Below are 15,848 nucleotides of genomic sequence, written 5' to 3'. Positions count from 1 at the left end.
GATGGGGCGCGGTCGGTGGTTGTGCGGTTCTCGGCGCGCGTGGGTCGAGAGCGCTTCGTGTCCGCCCCCTCCGTCAGCCTTTGGCTGCCACCTCCCCCTGGCGGGGGAGGATGGAACGACCCCAGGATTTACGAAATCACGCCGACCGCACGCCCCGCCGCGCCGAACATCGCCAGCACGCGCTCGATCTGTTCGGGGGTGTGCTCGGCGCACAGCGAGCAGCGCAGCAGGAAGGTGCCGGCGGGCGTCGCCGGCGGGCGCGCCATGTTGACGTACAGGCCGCCTTCGAGCAGCGCCTGCCACATCACCACCGCCTGCTGCTGGTCGTCGAGGATGATCGCGATGATCGCCGAATCGGGCTGCGCGGTGCCGAGCTTGAACCCCATGTCGGTCAGCCCGCGATGCAGCGTGCGCGCATTGTCCCACAATTGCGCGCGCTTCTTGTCGGCGGTCATCAGCTTGCGGATCGAGGTCGCGGCGGTCGCGACCACCGAGGGCGGCAGCGAGGCGGTGAAGATATAGGGCCGGCACGACAGCCGCATCACTTCAAACTTGGGATGGTTCGACACGCAGAAACCGCCGACGGTGCCGACCGACTTCGAGAAGGTGCCGATCACGAAATCGACGTCGGTGCCGAGTTCGAGCCCGACTTCCTCATACACGCCGCGGCCATGGTCGCCGAAAAAGCCCATCGAATGCGCTTCATCGACCAGCACCATCGCGCCGTGCTTGCGCGCGACCTCAACCATTTCCTTGAGAGGCGCGATGTCGCCGAGCATCGAATACACGCCTTCGAGCACCACCAGCTTCCCGGCATCGGCGGGCAGCCGGCCGAGGCGCTTGTCGAGGTCCTCGACCGAATTGTGGCGGAAGCGGACGATTTCGGCATTGCCCAGCGCGCAGCCGTCATAGATCGACGCATGGCTGTCGGCGTCGAGGATGATGTATTCGCCCTTGGTGGCGATCGTCGACAGGATGCCGAGGTTCGCCTGGTATCCGGTCGAGAACACCATCGCGTGGTCGGCGCCGTAGAATTCCTTGAGCGCTTCCTCGGCATCGACATGATCGCGGAAGGTGCCGTTGAGCATCCGGCTGCCATTGGTGCCCGACCCGAACTGGTCGAGCGCCGCCTTGCCCGCGGCGATCACGTCGGGATCGAAGGTCATGCCCATGTAATTATAGGTGCCGAGCAGGATCGTGTCCTTGCCGCGGATCACCGCCTCGGTCGGTGATTTCACGCGCTCCATCACGATCGCGAACGGATCGCGCACGCCGGTGGCGAGCAGCGCCTCGCGCTCGGCGATCAGCGGGTCGAACTTGCTGAACAGGTCGCGCGCGGGCGGCGCGGTCGCCGGTTCGACGGGCAGGGCGTGGGGCGCGGTTGCGGCTTCGGTCATCTCAAATCCATCCTGGCCCGTTCGTCCTGCGTAGGGGCTGAGCTTGTCGAAGATCCGTATCGAAGGAGCACGCCCCAGACGACCCGGTCCTTCGATACGCCATTTCGACGGGCTCAATGGCTACTCAGGACGAACGGTGGTTACTGCTTCAGCTTCTGCACCGCATCGACCAGCTGGCCGACGGTTTCGATCTCGGCCTGCATGTTCATCGTGATCAGCACGTCGAACTCGTCCTCGACCGCGGCGACGAAATCCATCACCGTCAGGCTGTCCCATTCGAGATCGCCGGCGAAGGTGGTGCCCTCCTCCAGCGCGATGCCCTTCTTGTTGAAGGGCTCGATCTGGGCGGTGACGGTGTCGAAGATCGCCTGACGGTCGGACATTCGGTGCTTTCTGGCTAAGTTGCGTATCGGCCTGCCAGCAAAATGCGGCGGCATTCCGGCGCTGCTATAGCAGGCCGTTGGCGCGATACCACTGGGCGGTGGCAGGTAGCCCCTCTGCAGCGCTGATCCGCGGTTGCCACAGCGCGGCGGGCGGGCGGCGATCGGGGTCGGCGGTCCAGTCGGGATGGCAGAAATAGGCGACGCGATCGGGGGTGAGCTTGGCCTTGTCGCCCTGCACCGTGCGCGCGACCCGCGCCGCGATCGCCAGCAACGGACGCGGCAGCGACAGCGGCATCACCCGCTGGCCGACCGCACGACCGAGCGCGCGCGCGAAGCTGTCGTGCGTCCAGGCGCCGGGGGTCTGGTCGTCGACCTCGTAGATCGCATGCGCGCCCTTGCTGCCCGCGAGCGCGAGCAGCAGCCGCACCAGATCGTCGACGTGCAGGATCGAAAGCCTGCCCGGTGGCGGCAGCGGCATCACCCCGCGCGTCGCCAGCCGGAACATCTCGCGCAGCTCCATGTCGCCGGGGCCGTAGATTGCGGGCGGGCGGACGATGTCCCAATCGCGGTCGCTCGCGGTCACCAGCGCATCGCCCTGCGCCTTCGACCAGCCATAGCCCGAGAGATCGGGCTCGCGCGCCGCGAGCGACGAGACATGGACGAAGCGCGCGACCCCCGCCGCCTTGGCCGCGTCGAGCACCGCACGCGTGCCCTCGATATTACCCGCGACGAACCCAGCGCGATCGGGCGCGTTCACGACGCCCGCGACATGGATCACCGCATCGGCGCCCTCGCACAGCCCGCCGACGCGATCGAGCGCGCCTTCGATCCAGGTCACGCCCTCACGCGGCGGCTGCGCGCGGCGGGTGAGGGCGCGCACCCGGTGGCCGTCGGCAAGCGCCTGCGTAACCAGCCGCGACCCGACGAAGCCAGTGCCGCCGGTGATCGCCAATACGCTCACAGCAACGCCATGTGGTTGCGATGCACCAGCGCCGAGCGCGGCGCGTAGCCGAGCAGGTCGCCAAGCTCCTCGCTGCGCCGGCCGATCACCAGCGAGGCATCGGCGTCACCATATTCGGTCAACCCCCGCGCGACATGGCTGCCATCGGGCGCGACCAGCAGCACGAGGTCGCCGCGTGCGAATCGTCCGTCGATCCGCTGTGCGCCGGCGGGAAGCAGGCTTTTGCCCGCGCGCAACGCCTCGACCGCGCCGGCATCGATGTGGATCGCGCCGCGCGCGGTGAGCCCGCCGCGCAGCCAGGCCTTGCGCGCAGGCGCGCTCGCGGGTGCGACGAAGACGGTGCCGTGGCCGCTGTCGGCGAAGCGTTGCAACGGATTCAGCCCATGGCCCCCGGCGATTGCGAGATGCGCGCCCGCGGCGGTGGCGATCCGCGCCGCCTCGACCTTGGCGAGCATGCCGCCCGATCCCATCCCCGAGCGCGACGAGCCATCGGCCATCCCCTCGATCGCGGCGATCGTCTCGACGCGCGGGATCAGCGTCGCTGCGGGATCGGTCGCGGGGTTGGCGGTGTAGAGCCCATCGACGTCGGACAGCAGGATCACCCCCTGCGCCATCGCCGCGCCGGCGACGCGCGCCGCCAGCCGGTCATTGTCGCCGAAGCGAATTTCTTCGGTCGCGACCGAATCATTCTCGTTGATGATCGGCACGACGTTCAGCCGCAACAGCCGGTCGAGCGTCGCGGCGGCGTTGAGGTAGCGGCGGCGATCTTCGAGATCGTCGAGCGTCAACAGCATCTGCGCGGCGGTTAGCCCCTGTTCGTGCAGCAGCCCCGCCCAGGTGCCCGCCAGCGCGATCTGCCCGGTCGCCGCCGCGGCCTGCGCATCCTCGAGGCTCGCGCGCCCGCCCTTGGCGAGCTTCAACCGCCTTGCCCCGAGCGCGATCGCGCCCGACGACACCACCGCGACCTGCTGCCCGGCGCGCGTCCGCTCGGCGATGTCGGCGACCAGGCTCGCCAGCCAGTCGCGGCGAATCTCCCCCGCCGGATCGACCAGCAGCGAAGACCCGACCTTGACGACGAGCCGCGGACAGGCGGCCGGCGAAAACGTCATACCCCCCTCCCTTCCAGGGAGGGGATGGGGGTGGGTAGAGGCCTGGCAATACGGCCGCCGCCAGGCGACGAGCGTTCGGTATCGCGAGCACGCGACCCACCCCCGACCCCTCCCTTCCAGGGAGGGGGGCCTAGATCGGCGACCATGCCTTCACTTCTCCAGCGCCGTCGTCCTCGTCGTCAGCATTGTCGAGTTCGTAATGCGTCCGCTCGACCGGGCCGATCGTCTCGATCATCCGGTCGAGCAGTGGCTCGATGCCCGCGCCGGTCGCGCCAGAAATCGCGAAGATTTCGGCGCCGCCCGATGCTTCGCGCAACTCGGCGGTCATCGCTTCGACGAGTTCGGCGTCGAGCAGGTCGCATTTGTTGAGCGCGATCACTTCGGGCTTGTCGTCGAGGTCGGCGCCATAGGCGGCGATCTCTTCGCGAACGATGCGATAGGCTTCCATCACGTCGTCGCCATTGGCGTCGACCAGATGGAGCAGTACGCGGCAGCGCTCGACATGGCCCAGGAACCGGTCGCCGATCCCCGCGCCATCGGCGGCACCCTCGATCAGCCCGGGAATGTCGGCGAGCACGAATTCGCGGGACTTGTGGCTGACCACGCCCAATTGCGGGCGCGTGGTGGTGAAGGGATAGTCGCCGACCTTGGCCTTGGTATTGGTCACCGCGTTGATGAAGGTCGATTTGCCCGCATTGGGCAGCCCCAGCAGCCCGGCATCGGCAAGCAGCTTCAGCCGCAGCCATACCCAAGCCTCGTCACCCGGCCACCCGCTGCCATGCTGGCGCGGGGTGCGGTTGGTCGAGGTTTTGTAGCTGGCATTGCCGCGCCCGCCATCGCCGCCGCGCATGAACACCTGGCGCTGCCCCGGCTTGGTGAAGTCGGCGAGCACATGTTCCTTGTCTTCGCTGATGATCTGGGTGCCGACCGGCACCTTGATCACCAGATCCTCGCCGCCGCCGCCGGTGCGGTTGCTGCCCGCACCGCCATTGCCGCGCGGCGCGCGGAAATGCTGGGTATAGCGAAAGTCGATCAGCGTGTTGAGACCGGGGACGGCCTCGAAGATGATGTCGCCGCCCTTGCCGCCGTCGCCGCCATCGGGACCGCCATATTCGATATATTTCTCACGCCGGAAGCCAACCGCTCCGCCGCCGCCCGCGCCCGATCGGACGAAGATCTTTGCCTGGTCAAGAAAATGCATGGCGTGCCGATAGCGCAGTTACAGGGAAATGTCGAAGCCTACCAAATCCTCCCCCGCAAGGGGGAGGGGGACCGCGAAGCGGTGGAGGGGGAGGACACGAGCGGCCGTTGGTAATCCGCCCCCTCCACCAGCTTCGCTGGTTCCCCTCCCCCTGGCGGGGGAGGATCTAGGCGTTCACCCCGTGCGATCGCACCAGCGCCTGCAACGCCAGCCGCCTGGCGGTATCGCGCGGCAATCCCAGCGCCTTGGCCATCGGCCCGCCCATCAGCGCATCGCCCAGCGCCATCAGCACCAGCTGCAACGTATCGTCGTGGATCGGCCGGTCGCCCCCCGCCGCCGAAAGATCGTCGACCAGCCGATGGATCGCCTCGAGGATCGGGTCGAGCGCGTCGTTGTTGCCCGACAGGATCATCCAGCTCGCCAGCGCGCCGGCGCCTTCCTTGTCGAACGCATCGAAGGTCAGCTCGACCACTTCGCGCGGATCCTGCTCGGCGCGCGCGCGCAGCGCCGCGGCACCGATCTTGGCGGTGATCGTGTCGGCCATGCTCTCGGCCAGCGCCTTTTGCAGCCCTGCCGCCGAGCCGAAATGGTGGAGCAGATTGGCGTGGGTCCGCCCGATCCGCGCCGCGACCGCCTTGAGCGTCACCGCCTGCGGGCCGGCTTCGATCAGCAGCTCGCGCGCGGCCTGCAGTGCAGCGACCCGCGACTGCTCGGGGCTAAGCCTTTTGCGTTCTATTGACATGAATGTAAGTAGCGATTATTTCGAGGCATCTGTCGCAAACCGTGGAGGATTTCGGTGTCGAAAGCAAAGACTCCCGCCGACCTGACGATCACCCCGCGCGATCGTCGCTTCGGTCGTGGCGGCGATCGCTACCGCCGCTGGTGGCTGAACGACGATCCGATCGCGACCGCCTTCTACAATGCGCTGTCGGTCACTTTTCCCAAGGGGGAGGGGTTTTTCGTCGATTCGGTGCGCAAGTTCCGCGACGATGCGCCGCCGCGGCTCGCCGCCGAAATCAACGCGTTCGTGAAGCAGGAAGTGCTCCACACCCGCGAGCATGTCGCATTCAACCGCCACGTCACCGACCAGGGCTATGACGTGTCGCGGCTCGAGCGGCGCGTCGATGACGAGCTTGCGATCACCAAGGGACGGCCGCCGATTGCTAATCTGGCCGCGACGATGTGCCTCGAACATTTCACCGCGATCCTGGCGCACGAGCTAGTCGCGACGCCGGCGCATCTCGCCGGTGGCGATGCCGAGGCGGTGGCGATGTGGCGCTGGCACGCGATCGAGGAGATCGAGCATAAGGGAGTCGCCTACGACACCTGGATGCACGCGACACGCGATTTGAGCCGGCTGCGGCGCTGGTATGTCAAATCACTGGTGATGGTGATCGTCACCGCGAAATTCTTTCGCGGACGGACCACCGGGATTCTCGACCTGCTCGACCAGGACGGGCTGCGCGGGCCGGCGGTGCAATGGCGGCTGTTCCGCTACGCCTTCGGCCGCCCCGGCATGGCGCGCAAGATCATGGGCGCTTGGGCGAGCTTCTTCCTGCCCGGCTTCCACCCCTGGAACCACGACGATCGCGCGCTGATCGGCAAGGTCGACAGCGATTATGCCGCGGCGAGAATGCCGGTGGCGGCATAGGTCCAATCCCCCTCCCGCAGGCGGGAGGGGTTAGGGGAGGGTCTGTCACGCTACCGCTTCAACCAGTCCTCCCCCGACCCCTCCCGCAAGCGGGAGGGGAGAAGGGGCGTCGCGCTCGTACAGCACGCACGGCACCTCGACACCGCGGGCGCGCGACCAGCGCGGCTCGACCGCGCCCGTGGGCACGAACCCCAGCTTCGCCAGTACCCGTCCCGACGCCGGATTGTCGGCGAAATGCCCCGACACGATTCGCTTGATCCGCAGGCTGGCGCGCAGCGTCTCGAGCACCGCCGCGCCCGCCTCGGTCGCATAACCGCGCCCCCAGGCATCGCGCCTTATCCAATAGCCGAATTCGAGCGCGCCGGCATCGTCGCGATGCACGCCGATGCTGCCGATCAGCCGGACCGCGCGATCGACATGCTCGAAGATCAGGAAATTGGGTTCGCCCGCGCGCGCAGGCTGCGCCAGGAATGCCGCCGCGTCGTCAAGGCCATAGGGCCAGGGCGCCCGTGCGAGCATCTCTACCACGCCGCGATCGGCGATCGCCGCGAACAGAGCAGGGGCGTCCTCGGGCCAGCCGGGCCGCAACGTCAGTCTTGCCGTGCGTATGAACATGCTCGCGCTCCTCGCAAACGCCGTCGCCGGCGAGCGGCGGGGCAGGGGAGGGAGCATGAAAAAAGGGAGACCGGGGTGACCCGTCTCCCTTGTTCGCTGGTTCCTTGACGGAACACCGGGTCGCCCTGGTGGGCAACCCGGCCGGTTGCCCGTTATTCTGCGGCTTGCGCCATCGGCTGCACCGCACAGAAAGTACGGCCAAGCTTGCCCTTGTTGAACGCGACATGGCCGTCGACCAACGCGAACAGCGTGTGGTCCTTGCCGATGCCGACGTTCGGGCCGGGATAGAATTTGGTGCCACGCTGGCGCACCAGAATGTTGCCCGGCACGACCAGCTGGCCGCCGAACTTCTTCACGCCAAGGCGCTTGCTCTCGGAGTCGCGACCGTTGCGCGACGAGCCGCCTGCTTTCTTATGTGCCATTGTCTATGCTCCTCGTGCTCGGATCAGGCCGCAGCGTCTTCGCTGGCGCCGGCCTTGGCCTGCTCGCCCTTGGCCCGCTCGCCGCCGATCGCCACGATCTTCAGGATCGTGTGATTCTGGCGGTGGCCGTTCTTGCGGCGATAATTGTGGCGGCGACGCTTCTTGAAGACGATGACCTTGTCGCCCTTCGCCTGCGCAATGATCTCGGCGGCGACGGTCAGCCCGCTGCCAGCCTTCAAATCGCTGCCTTCACCGGTCATCAGGACATCGCCCAGCGTGACCGAATCACCAGCTTCACCGTCGATCTTCTCGACGACGATCTTGTCTCCGGCGGCAACGCGATACTGCTTGCCGCCCGTGCGCACGACTGCGAACATGGGCTTTCGACTCTTCTTCAATGCGTAATCCCCGCGAAAAGCCAAAGCCCCGCGAGAAGGAAAGGTGGGGTTATGCCAAGGGGCGGCGGCTGTCAACCGCCTGCGCCCCTGGATGTCAGTGCCGATGGCTCTGTTTTAGCCGATATCGACCGTTATCCAACTTGTCGAACAGCCCGCCGATCGCTGGATGGTCGATCGGCTCGTCGCTGTCGTCGGTCACCAGATTCTGTTGGCTGACATAGGCGACATAGCTCGAATCGGCATTTTCCGCGAGCAGGTGGTAAAAGGGCTGGTCCTTGCGCGGGCGCACGCTCTCGGGGATCGCGTCATACCATTCCTCGGTATTGGCGAAGACCGGATCGACGTCGAAGATCACGCCGCGAAAGTCGAACAGGCGGTGGCGGACGACTTCGCCCACGTTGAAGCGCGCATGCGCGATCGGCGGCAGCGGCACGCCGGGATCGAGCGGGCGGTCGTGTGGAAATTGGTTTTGCGACATGCCCCCAATCTAATGGCTGTTGCGCAGCGCACAAGCAGCCCCTTGCACGCCCGTCGATTGTCGATTAGACGCCCGCCTTCGTCGACCGGAGCCGGTCTCGGACAGCTTGTCCACCGGCACCAAATGACCTCGCGGAGAGGTGGCAGAGTGGTCGAATGTACCGCACTCGAAATGCGGCGTGCCCTTGCGGGTACCGTGGGTTCGAATCCCACCCTCTCCGCCATTTGGTCTTCACGCTTTTCGAATTTGGCGGAAGAACCTGGCCACGGGCGCATTTCTGCGCCGTTCCGCGCCGCTGCGGTACCGCAGCGAGTCTGATGCTGACCCGCGGACGCGCATTCTGCCCGACGATTCTCCAGGCTTACGGGTTGCAGTGCCGCACTGGGAGCGGCCCACGGCGCGGCCGAACGGGGCCCTTATGGACGCGCCCAGGTTCGACCGCTTGATGGGCGGTGCGATGGTGTGTCGAGGGGTCCTGATGCCCCGCCCGCACAAGCCAGTCAGCCCGTTTCGCTACTTCAGCTCGTCGCCGGAGGTGATCCGGCTGAAGTGCCGATGTATGTGCGCTTTCTGCTGTCACTGCGGCACGTGGAGGAGCCGCTACGCGAGAGGGAGATCGACATCTGCCATGAGACGGTACGGATGTGGTGGAACAGGTTCGGACCGATGTTCGCTGGTTACACCCGCCGCCAGCGGTTGAGCTGGATGCGGGCTTTTGACGCTGGCGCTGGGACCTCGACGAGATGTACGTGAAGCTGAATGGGGAGATGGTCTACCTCTGGCGAGCCGTCGACCAGCGTCCCGGAATAACCGGTCCCATAGAGATGCGTTCACCGCCAGGTTAGTTAGGCGGTATATGTCACGCCAGAGCTTTTGAACTTCAACGACCTTCTCACCGATAGCTGTCGGCGCGGCCAGGCGGTCTGCAATTTGCAATGCAGACGAAACGTGATCAGCGTGGGGATGTGTACCCAAATCCCAATCAAAAATTAGCCGCTCCTTTTTTACAATGCCGATTAGCTTGTCAGCATTTATCGTCGATATGTTCGCGGATAAAGAATCAAAACCGAGCACCGGGTCGATAATCTCGGCGTGATCAGTGGCCCTGTCGATTAATACATATTGTCAAATGCCTGTGGTCGATATTAAAATCGACGGTAATTATTCCTCGCTCCTGTGGGAACTATAGATTAAACGACAGGTGTAAGTTGGTCATATATCAACTTGCACTGGCGCGATCGACGAGCATGTCGGTGGTCAGCACTTGGGGCAGCTCATGCTCGCGCCCTACGGTATCGCTGAAGAGGTAGTAGGGTATCGAATTCCGGCCATTGGTCTTGAGAAACTTGGTGATAGTAGGATCGCCGCGCGTCCAGTCGCCAACGAGCATCACTACGCCTGCATCAGCGAATGCCTTGCGTGTCGAGGGGCGGTCGATCGCGACACGCTTGTTAACCTGGCAAATCAAGCACCAGTCGGCGGTCATGTCGACGAAGACCGGCGTGCCAGCCGATCGAAGCTCGGCGTAACGGACCTCCGTGAAAGCTTCGGTTGCTTGAGCCGTCTGACTGGCGGCGGTTGCGGGCTGAGGCAATTCGATGACCAGCGAAATGGCCAGCGCGGCAGCCATCGGAACAAGGCTGATTGCAATTGGCTTGCCGTTTTTTTGGCGAAGCCCGAACCACCATAAGCCTAGCGCGGCTACCATAGCCAGGACAAGGCCGACCGCCATGCCATCCGCCCCGCTCTGCCGACCGAGCACCCATGCAAGTCCGATCGCAGTCAGCAACATCGGTATCGCTAGAAGGCGACGGAACGTTTCCATCCAGGCACCCGGCTTTGGTAAAAGTTGGCGCAGCGGCGGGAACATCGCGATCGCAAGAAATGGCAGCGCCATCCCTAGCCCGAGACCAGCGAAAACCGCCAAAGCTGATGCAGGTGGCAGTATCAGGGCCGCGCCAAGTGCGACGCCCATGAACGGCCCGCTGCAGGGTGTCGCAATCACCGCCGCAAGAGCGCCAGTCCCGAAAGCGCCCTGCCAGTCGCGTCGCGTCAGCCAGCCCCCCGATAGGGAAGGGCCGCGTACATTGAAGACACCAGCCAAATTGAGGGCAATGGCCAGCGTCATAATCATCAGGACGATGATCGCGCGCGGGTCTTGGAGCTGGAAGGACCATCCGATGTCCTGGCCCATCGCTCGGGCGGCTAGCAAAACCGCGCCCAGCGCAGTGGTGACCGATACGCTGCCCGCTAGATAGGCCATTCCTTCGACACGCGCAGCGCTTGGATTGCCGGCTGAGCGAACCAAGCTCAAGGCTTTCAGCGACAGAATAGGAAAGACGCATGGCATAAGGTTGAGCAGCAGGCCGCCCAGCAATGCGCCGATGAGTGCTACCCATATGGCTGGGGCGTCATCGCCCACGCTAGGCGCCGCGAAAGCGGGAATTTCGGGTACCCTGGCAAGCGGCGGCGATGCCTGCTCCAGCTGGATAGGCTGCTCGCTAGATTTTGGCGCATTTCGAGCCTGGGTGTTGGAACGTTGTGGGTCCGCGTTCACGACAATGCTGTGTTGCCCGTCGCTGAGTACGCCCTTGAACTGCCTGGCCGGCAACTTGGCGCTCGTCGTGACGGATATCCGAATTCCACTCGATGAGGAGGAAACCTGCTGAACGACATCCGCAGGGAACCACCCGGATTCCGCCGGATAAAGCCGAACCTGCTTCATGTCGAAGGCGACCGGAGATTCGATCTCGATTTGCAGACGATCTCCCACCTGATCGAAACTCGCCTGAACGGATGGGTTGATCGGCAATGCGGCTTCGGCGCGCCTGAAAACCGCATTGCTGCTTTCGCTGACCGAGCCGTCGCCGGCCGCCAAGTCCAGCTTTATCTCAGCCTTTTCCGGAACACACAGACTGTCGGAGCAGGCAAGCCAGCTTAGTGAACCCCGTATGGGCAGGGGTGTCCCGGCCGGTACGGATGGGCTTATCGTCAGGTCAGCCAGTAGGGTAAATGTCCCCGCGTGGACGTAGCTGGCTAGTCCGCCCAATTCGAGCAAGCTCGGCGCAGGATGCTCGAACGCACCGATCCTCACCCCTTCGGGCAAGGTCCAGGTTGCCTCGGGAGGCAATCCGCTATCGCCGGGGTTGCTCCAATATGCATGCCAACCTGGTTCAGGCGTCATGACAATAGCGACACGAGCGCCCGAGCCGGGGCGGGGGGCAGTGCTGCTTGCCGTTATGGCTACAGAGATGTGCTGATCGGCAGCAGACACAACATTGGGCGTTGCTGCGACCAGCAATGCTATCAGGCCAAGCAGAAATCGAGTAATCATTGCTAGCCCCGGTTATGTTGTGGAGGCGCCATTTGGATTTTCCCGCGCCATGGCTACGGCCTTGCGCATACCAGGCAAATCGATCGCACCCGGAATAAGGTAAGGGCCTACCAGCATCGCGGGCGTGCCGCTTAATCCCATCATGGCGGCATAGCGCCCGGTACGGTCTATCGCTCCATCGATGTCACTCGTATGGGCGGTCATATCAGCCTGTAATTTGGCCCAGTCGACGTTAGCGCGGCCCGCGGCGGCGCGGATGCTGGCCGACGTGACTTTGCCCTGGACGTTCATCATCGCATCGTTGAAGGCAGCATGCTTACCTTGGTATTGCGATGCTATCGACGCCCTAGCCGCTTCTAATGATCCCGCACCGAAGATCGGCCAATCCCGGTATACGATCCGCAATTTCTTGTCTTCGCGCTTCATCTGCTCGAGGACTGGATGAACCTTGCGGCAATAGGGGCACTGATAGTCGGAAAACATCACCACGGTTACATCGTAGCCCCTGGGAGCAACCTTCGGCACGACAGTGTCATTCTGAATTTCGGCCCTGATAAGCGCACCTTCGTCCACTCGCCGGGTGTCGCCCGCGAGTTCGACGTTCTGTGCATGGGCACTGTTATCGATGTCCGACCGACCAACCAGTACGGCGATAAGCAGGAGCACAGCGGCAGCCAGGCCTAGTAAGTAGAGCCTCTTCATAATGTCGCCCTTTCAAGGTCGCGAATAGCGGCGGTCAGCGCCGCTCGAGATATTTCGCCAGTGTGGACGCGGGCTATTTCACCATCGGCATTCACAAAAAGCGTCGTCGGAAAAGCGCGAGCGCCGGTCGCAGCGGCGACGCGCTGTTCGGTGTCGAGGATCACCGAACCCCCGGGCAGGTCATTGATCGAAAGAAATGCCCGTACCCTTCCCGCCGGCTCGCCCTGGTTAACAAGAAGGACCGGGACGTCTGTATTGCCAGCGACGTCCATCAACATCGGAAGTTCTCGGCGACACGGGGGGCACCACGTCGCCCAAAGGTTCAAAACGAACGGCTGACCGCGCATTGTGTCGAGCGCAACCTCTGCGCCCGCCATCGATCGCAGCACGATGGTCGAGGGCAGAGGCTTGGGCTTTGTGGCGGTAGCTGCTCCAACCGCCACGTGGGTCAGCGACAGGGCAATCAGGGCACCGATCAGGTACGCCGTGGCAGGCTGTCGCCCAAGCGTCACTATTACTGTCGCCGCCGTCGCCGCGATCCCCAGCCACGGCATGAACCCTCCTTGCCAAAGAGCGATAATGGTCCACGGCTCGACTAGGAAAGCCCCCATATTTTGAAAGATGAATCCCGCTCGCGCTGCAACAATACCGATGCCCACCGCAATCCAAGCGACTCGCCCGGCACGGCTTTCGGTTTGCGCAGCAATGATTGTTCCGGCGCTGAGGAATGCCCAAATTGCAATCAATGCCAGCGCTCGATCGATTTCGATCATAAAAGGGCCAAGTCGAAAGATACCATCCATGGCCATCCCGATCGCCTTGCTACCTTAAGGCTCGCTTATGGCCTGCGTTAAGCTGGCTATAAGATTGCGGCCCGAGGGAATGAGAATGCGAATTTTATTGGTAGAAGACGACGACGTCCTACGCGATGGATTGGTGGCAGGTCTTGGGCTTGACGGTTTCGAGGTCGATGCTGTCGCCTGTATTGCGGACGCCCGTGCAGGCCTCGTTGCAAGCGATCATCTAGGTGTCATTCTCGATATTGGGTTACCCGACGGGTCGGGCCTCGACCTACTAGCCGAATGGCGGCGAGCAGGAAACGACACGCCGGTTCTGCTGCTCACGGCGCGAAACCTTGTAGGTGATCGAGTCGACGGGCTGGATTCGGGTGCGGATGATTATCTCGGCAAACCGTTCGATCTCGCGGAGCTTTCAGCCCGCGTCCGCGCCATGTTACGCAGATCGGTCGGTCGGGCGTCTGACGCGATCGTGCTAGGCGAGCTCGAAATCAGTGTCGCGCAAAGAAAGGTCACGCTTGGCGCTGAGCAGGTAACCCTGTCTCGCCGTGAATTCGCTATCCTGCACGCCCTTGCCGAACATCCGGGGCATATCCTGTCGCGAGTTGTGCTCGAAGATCGGATCTACGGCTGGCGAGAGGAGGTCGAGAGCAACGCTGTCGAAGTTCATATTCACAAGCTCCGAACCAAACTTGGCCGAACGCGCATCGAGACGGTGCGCGGTGAAGGCTACAGGATTGCGACCTGATGCGTTCGTTGCGTATCCGCCTTTTCGCGCTCGTTGCAACGGTAACCTTACTGGTGTGGTCTGGGGCCGCAGCATGGACGGCGATCTCGACTCGCGCCGAAATTGAACGAGTGCTCGATCGCCGGCTTGTGGAAGCAGCGCGAATGGTCGCGGCACTCGATGTAGCCGCTGGAACGCCTGCCAAGCAGGCGATTGCCGCACCCTATTCGAGAGAGCTTTCCTGCCAGATATGGTCGCTTGGCGGGGGATTGCTCGGTCAGTCGGCCGGCGCGCCTGATGTGCCGCTGGCCGGGGGAGCTCCTGGCTTTTCCGAGCGTAGTATCAACGAGCATAATTGGCGGGTTTATACGCACATCGATACGGCGCGCAGTATTCGCGTAATGGTCGGCGACAATCTGGCGGTGCGGCAGCGGCTGCTGCGCGATTTGATGTTCGGTTTGCTGCTCCCTGCCTCGGTGGGATTAGCGGCGCTTGCGATGCTTCTATGGCTGGGGGTGCGCCGCGGGCTGTCGCCGCTGCAGCGCCTTACCGCTGCCATCGATAGCCGGTCTCCCGATAGCCTGTTGCCTCTGGAGACACACGCGGTACCGTCTGAGCTCGGTCCGCTGGTTCGGGCGATGGATGAATTGCTTCGTCGGTTAGATGCAGCTCGACAAGCCGAGCGGGCTTTCGTTGCCAACGCTGCCCACGAACTGCAAACGCCGCTCGCTGGGCTAAAAACGCAAGCCGAGGTCGCACGCCGGGCAACCGACGACGGCATGCGTGATCACGCGCTGGAGCGGATTACGGTGTCGGTCGATCGAACCAGCCGACTTGTCCGTCAGTTGCTCGACCTTGCTCGCCAGGAAGCACAGGCTCGGGGTTCAAAGCAGACTTTTACCCGGCTCGGTGATGTTATTGAGGCGGTCGAGCATGACTATGGGTTGATAGCCGACCTCAAAGAGCGGCAGCTGAAGACGGCATGTCGCCATTCAGGGTTGGAAATCGCCCTCGATCAAGAATCCCTGCGACTGGCCCTGGGCAACCTGGTTGAAAATGCGATCCATCACGGTCAGCCCGGCAGCGTTGGCATTAAGTGCGTGCTCGCGGATACGTTCGAACTTCACGTTACCGATGTCGGTCGCGGCATCGCACGATCTGACCAGGAACGAGTTCGTCGACGCTTTGAGCGCGGCCCCGGCGCACAAGCGGGAGGAACAGGACTCGGTCTGGCTATCGTCGAAGCTGCCATTGCTCCCGCTGATGGCGTGCTTGAGCTTGTTACGCATGAGGGCGGTTTTACCGCGGTGTTGCGCTTCCCCCGATCGCGGATACGCGAAGGCACCACTTAATAAGGAGTTCGTCTTGCACGACCGTCATCGAATGGAATTGGCCTGAAGTGACTTATGACGCGGTGATCGCGATCTTCATTCGATTTGCAAGCCCAGCAGAGCGTCCTGCCATTTTCGGGGGCATGAAAAAGGGTACGCGGCCGGGTGGACTGGTCCTTTTGCAGGGATACCGGGTGGACTGGTCCTTTTGCAGGGATATCGGCGCGAGCATATAAGCAATGGGGCCGGAGGGCCGCCTAACGTCGCTTATATGTATACTGAAGACTTACTGCGCTAGTGCTTCCTAGGCTGGGAGATCGAGCACCTTGTGGTTCATCACAG

Annotated in this window: 17 protein-coding genes and 1 tRNA gene; 5 read left to right on the top strand and 13 right to left on the bottom strand. The window is 63.6% G+C overall.

Features of this window, described 5'->3' with window-relative positions:
• Positions 1–128 precede the first annotated feature (128 nt).
• From spt to OKW76_RS06145, 6 genes are all read right to left on the bottom strand, one after another.
• A complete protein-coding gene (gene spt, locus OKW76_RS06170; protein ID WP_265552059.1) occupies positions 129–1,397 on the bottom strand; it encodes a serine palmitoyltransferase in 1,269 nt (422 codons plus the stop codon).
• A 140-nt stretch (positions 1,398–1,537) separates the two neighbouring features.
• Positions 1,538–1,780 (bottom strand): acyl carrier protein, encoded by a 243-nt coding sequence (locus tag OKW76_RS06165; RefSeq protein WP_256507926.1) that lies wholly within the window; start codon positions 1,778–1,780, stop codon positions 1,538–1,540.
• A gap of 64 nt (positions 1,781–1,844) precedes the next feature.
• Positions 1,845–2,741, bottom strand: a complete 897-nt coding sequence (locus tag OKW76_RS06160; protein WP_265552057.1) for an NAD-dependent epimerase/dehydratase family protein — start codon at positions 2,739–2,741, stop codon at positions 1,845–1,847.
• A complete protein-coding gene (proB, locus tag OKW76_RS06155) occupies positions 2,738–3,850 on the bottom strand; it encodes a glutamate 5-kinase (RefSeq protein ID WP_265552055.1) in 1,113 nt (370 codons plus the stop codon). Before proB ends, OKW76_RS06160 begins: the two co-directional genes overlap by 4 nt.
• 130 nt (positions 3,851–3,980) lie before the next feature.
• Entirely contained in the window at positions 3,981–5,051 is a 1,071-nt protein-coding gene (obgE, locus tag OKW76_RS06150; RefSeq protein WP_265552053.1) for a GTPase ObgE, read from the bottom strand.
• 166 nt (positions 5,052–5,217) lie between these two features.
• Positions 5,218–5,793 (bottom strand): TetR/AcrR family transcriptional regulator, encoded by a 576-nt coding sequence (locus tag OKW76_RS06145; protein WP_265552051.1) that lies wholly within the window; start codon positions 5,791–5,793, stop codon positions 5,218–5,220.
• Positions 5,794–5,847: 54 nt separating this feature from the next.
• Here OKW76_RS06145 and OKW76_RS06140 point away from each other — a divergent pair, with 54 nt between their 5' ends.
• The gene (locus OKW76_RS06140) at positions 5,848–6,702 is read left to right on the top strand and encodes a metal-dependent hydrolase (protein ID WP_265552049.1); all 855 of its coding nucleotides are present in this window, start codon (positions 5,848–5,850) and stop codon (positions 6,700–6,702) included.
• 45 nt (positions 6,703–6,747) lie between these two features.
• Here OKW76_RS06140 and OKW76_RS06135 read toward each other — a convergent pair whose 3' ends face one another.
• The 4 genes from OKW76_RS06135 to hspQ all read right to left on the bottom strand — a co-directional run bounded on the left by OKW76_RS06135 (position 6,748) and on the right by hspQ (position 8,615).
• The gene (locus OKW76_RS06135) at positions 6,748–7,317 is read right to left on the bottom strand and encodes a GNAT family N-acetyltransferase (protein ID WP_265552047.1); all 570 of its coding nucleotides are present in this window, start codon (positions 7,315–7,317) and stop codon (positions 6,748–6,750) included.
• 152 nt (positions 7,318–7,469) lie between these two features.
• A complete protein-coding gene (gene rpmA / locus OKW76_RS06130; RefSeq protein WP_033920798.1) occupies positions 7,470–7,739 on the bottom strand; it encodes a 50S ribosomal protein L27 in 270 nt (89 codons plus the stop codon).
• A gap of 23 nt (positions 7,740–7,762) precedes the next feature.
• Positions 7,763–8,116 carry a 50S ribosomal protein L21 gene (gene rplU, locus OKW76_RS06125; RefSeq protein WP_265552802.1) on the bottom strand — a complete coding sequence of 118 codons (354 nt, stop codon included), beginning with the start codon at positions 8,114–8,116 and terminating at the stop codon, positions 7,763–7,765.
• 115 nt (positions 8,117–8,231) lie between these two features.
• Positions 8,232–8,615, bottom strand: a complete 384-nt coding sequence (hspQ, locus tag OKW76_RS06120; protein WP_265552045.1) for a heat shock protein HspQ — start codon at positions 8,613–8,615, stop codon at positions 8,232–8,234.
• A gap of 133 nt (positions 8,616–8,748) precedes the next feature.
• Between hspQ and OKW76_RS06115 the strand changes: the two genes are divergently transcribed.
• Positions 8,749–8,838 (top strand) — tRNA-Ser (locus OKW76_RS06115).
• A gap of 520 nt (positions 8,839–9,358) precedes the next feature.
• Positions 9,359–9,460 carry a hypothetical protein gene (locus tag OKW76_RS06110; RefSeq protein WP_265552042.1) on the top strand — a complete coding sequence of 34 codons (102 nt, stop codon included), beginning with the start codon at positions 9,359–9,361 and terminating at the stop codon, positions 9,458–9,460.
• A gap of 374 nt (positions 9,461–9,834) precedes the next feature.
• Here the strand turns inward: OKW76_RS06110 and OKW76_RS06105 are convergent, their stop codons facing one another.
• The 3 genes from OKW76_RS06105 to OKW76_RS06095 are packed head-to-tail and all read right to left on the bottom strand — an operon-like array spanning position 9,835 to position 13,424.
• Positions 9,835–11,949 carry a protein-disulfide reductase DsbD family protein gene (locus tag OKW76_RS06105; protein WP_265552040.1) on the bottom strand — a complete coding sequence of 705 codons (2,115 nt, stop codon included), beginning with the start codon at positions 11,947–11,949 and terminating at the stop codon, positions 9,835–9,837.
• Positions 11,950–11,961: 12 nt separating this feature from the next.
• Entirely contained in the window at positions 11,962–12,651 is a 690-nt protein-coding gene (locus OKW76_RS06100) for a DsbA family protein (RefSeq protein WP_265552037.1), read from the bottom strand.
• Positions 12,648–13,424, bottom strand: coding sequence for a TlpA disulfide reductase family protein (locus OKW76_RS06095; RefSeq protein WP_265552035.1), 777 nt, complete (start codon positions 13,422–13,424; stop codon positions 12,648–12,650). The genes OKW76_RS06100 and OKW76_RS06095 overlap by 4 nt, the downstream gene beginning before the upstream one ends.
• Positions 13,425–13,539: 115 nt before the next feature.
• Between OKW76_RS06095 and OKW76_RS06090 the strand changes: the two genes are divergently transcribed.
• Together OKW76_RS06090 and OKW76_RS06085 are read left to right on the top strand one after the other, a co-directional pair.
• Positions 13,540–14,196, top strand: a complete 657-nt coding sequence (locus OKW76_RS06090; protein ID WP_265552032.1) for a winged helix-turn-helix domain-containing protein — start codon at positions 13,540–13,542, stop codon at positions 14,194–14,196.
• A complete protein-coding gene (locus OKW76_RS06085; RefSeq protein ID WP_265552029.1) occupies positions 14,196–15,527 on the top strand; it encodes an ATP-binding protein in 1,332 nt (443 codons plus the stop codon). The genes OKW76_RS06090 and OKW76_RS06085 overlap by 1 nt, the downstream gene beginning before the upstream one ends.
• Positions 15,528–15,848: the final 321 nt, after the last annotated feature.

It is taken from the genome of Sphingomonas sp. S1-29 (assembly GCF_026167545.1).
Taxonomy (GTDB): Bacteria; Pseudomonadota; Alphaproteobacteria; order Sphingomonadales; family Sphingomonadaceae; genus Sphingomonas.
Note: the sequence above shows the minus strand (reverse complement) of the source record. Positions and strands in the feature narration are given on the sequence as shown.

Coding starts and splice junctions, on each gene's coding strand:
- spt (WP_265552059.1), bottom strand. CDS start 1,397: ATGACCGAAGCCGCAACCGCGCCCCACGCCCTGCCCGTCGAACCGGCG.
- OKW76_RS06165 (WP_256507926.1), bottom strand. CDS start 1,780: ATGTCCGACCGTCAGGCGATCTTCGACACCGTCACCGCCCAGATCGAG.
- proB (WP_265552055.1), bottom strand. CDS start 3,850: ATGACGTTTTCGCCGGCCGCCTGTCCGCGGCTCGTCGTCAAGGTCGGG.
- obgE (WP_265552053.1), bottom strand. CDS start 5,051: ATGCATTTTCTTGACCAGGCAAAGATCTTCGTCCGATCGGGCGCGGGC.
- OKW76_RS06145 (WP_265552051.1), bottom strand. CDS start 5,793: ATGTCAATAGAACGCAAAAGGCTTAGCCCCGAGCAGTCGCGGGTCGCT.
- OKW76_RS06135 (WP_265552047.1), bottom strand. CDS start 7,317: ATGTTCATACGCACGGCAAGACTGACGTTGCGGCCCGGCTGGCCCGAG.
- rpmA (WP_033920798.1), bottom strand. CDS start 7,739: ATGGCACATAAGAAAGCAGGCGGCTCGTCGCGCAACGGTCGCGACTCC.
- rplU (WP_265552802.1), bottom strand. CDS start 8,116: ATGTTCGCAGTCGTGCGCACGGGCGGCAAGCAGTATCGCGTTGCCGCC.
- hspQ (WP_265552045.1), bottom strand. CDS start 8,615: ATGTCGCAAAACCAATTTCCACACGACCGCCCGCTCGATCCCGGCGTG.
- OKW76_RS06110 (WP_265552042.1), top strand. CDS start 9,359: ATGTACGTGAAGCTGAATGGGGAGATGGTCTACCTCTGGCGAGCCGTC.
- OKW76_RS06105 (WP_265552040.1), bottom strand. CDS start 11,949: ATGATTACTCGATTTCTGCTTGGCCTGATAGCATTGCTGGTCGCAGCA.
- OKW76_RS06100 (WP_265552037.1), bottom strand. CDS start 12,651: ATGAAGAGGCTCTACTTACTAGGCCTGGCTGCCGCTGTGCTCCTGCTT.
- OKW76_RS06095 (WP_265552035.1), bottom strand. CDS start 13,424: ATGATCGAAATCGATCGAGCGCTGGCATTGATTGCAATTTGGGCATTC.
- OKW76_RS06090 (WP_265552032.1), top strand. CDS start 13,540: ATGCGAATTTTATTGGTAGAAGACGACGACGTCCTACGCGATGGATTG.
- OKW76_RS06085 (WP_265552029.1), top strand. CDS start 14,196: ATGCGTTCGTTGCGTATCCGCCTTTTCGCGCTCGTTGCAACGGTAACC.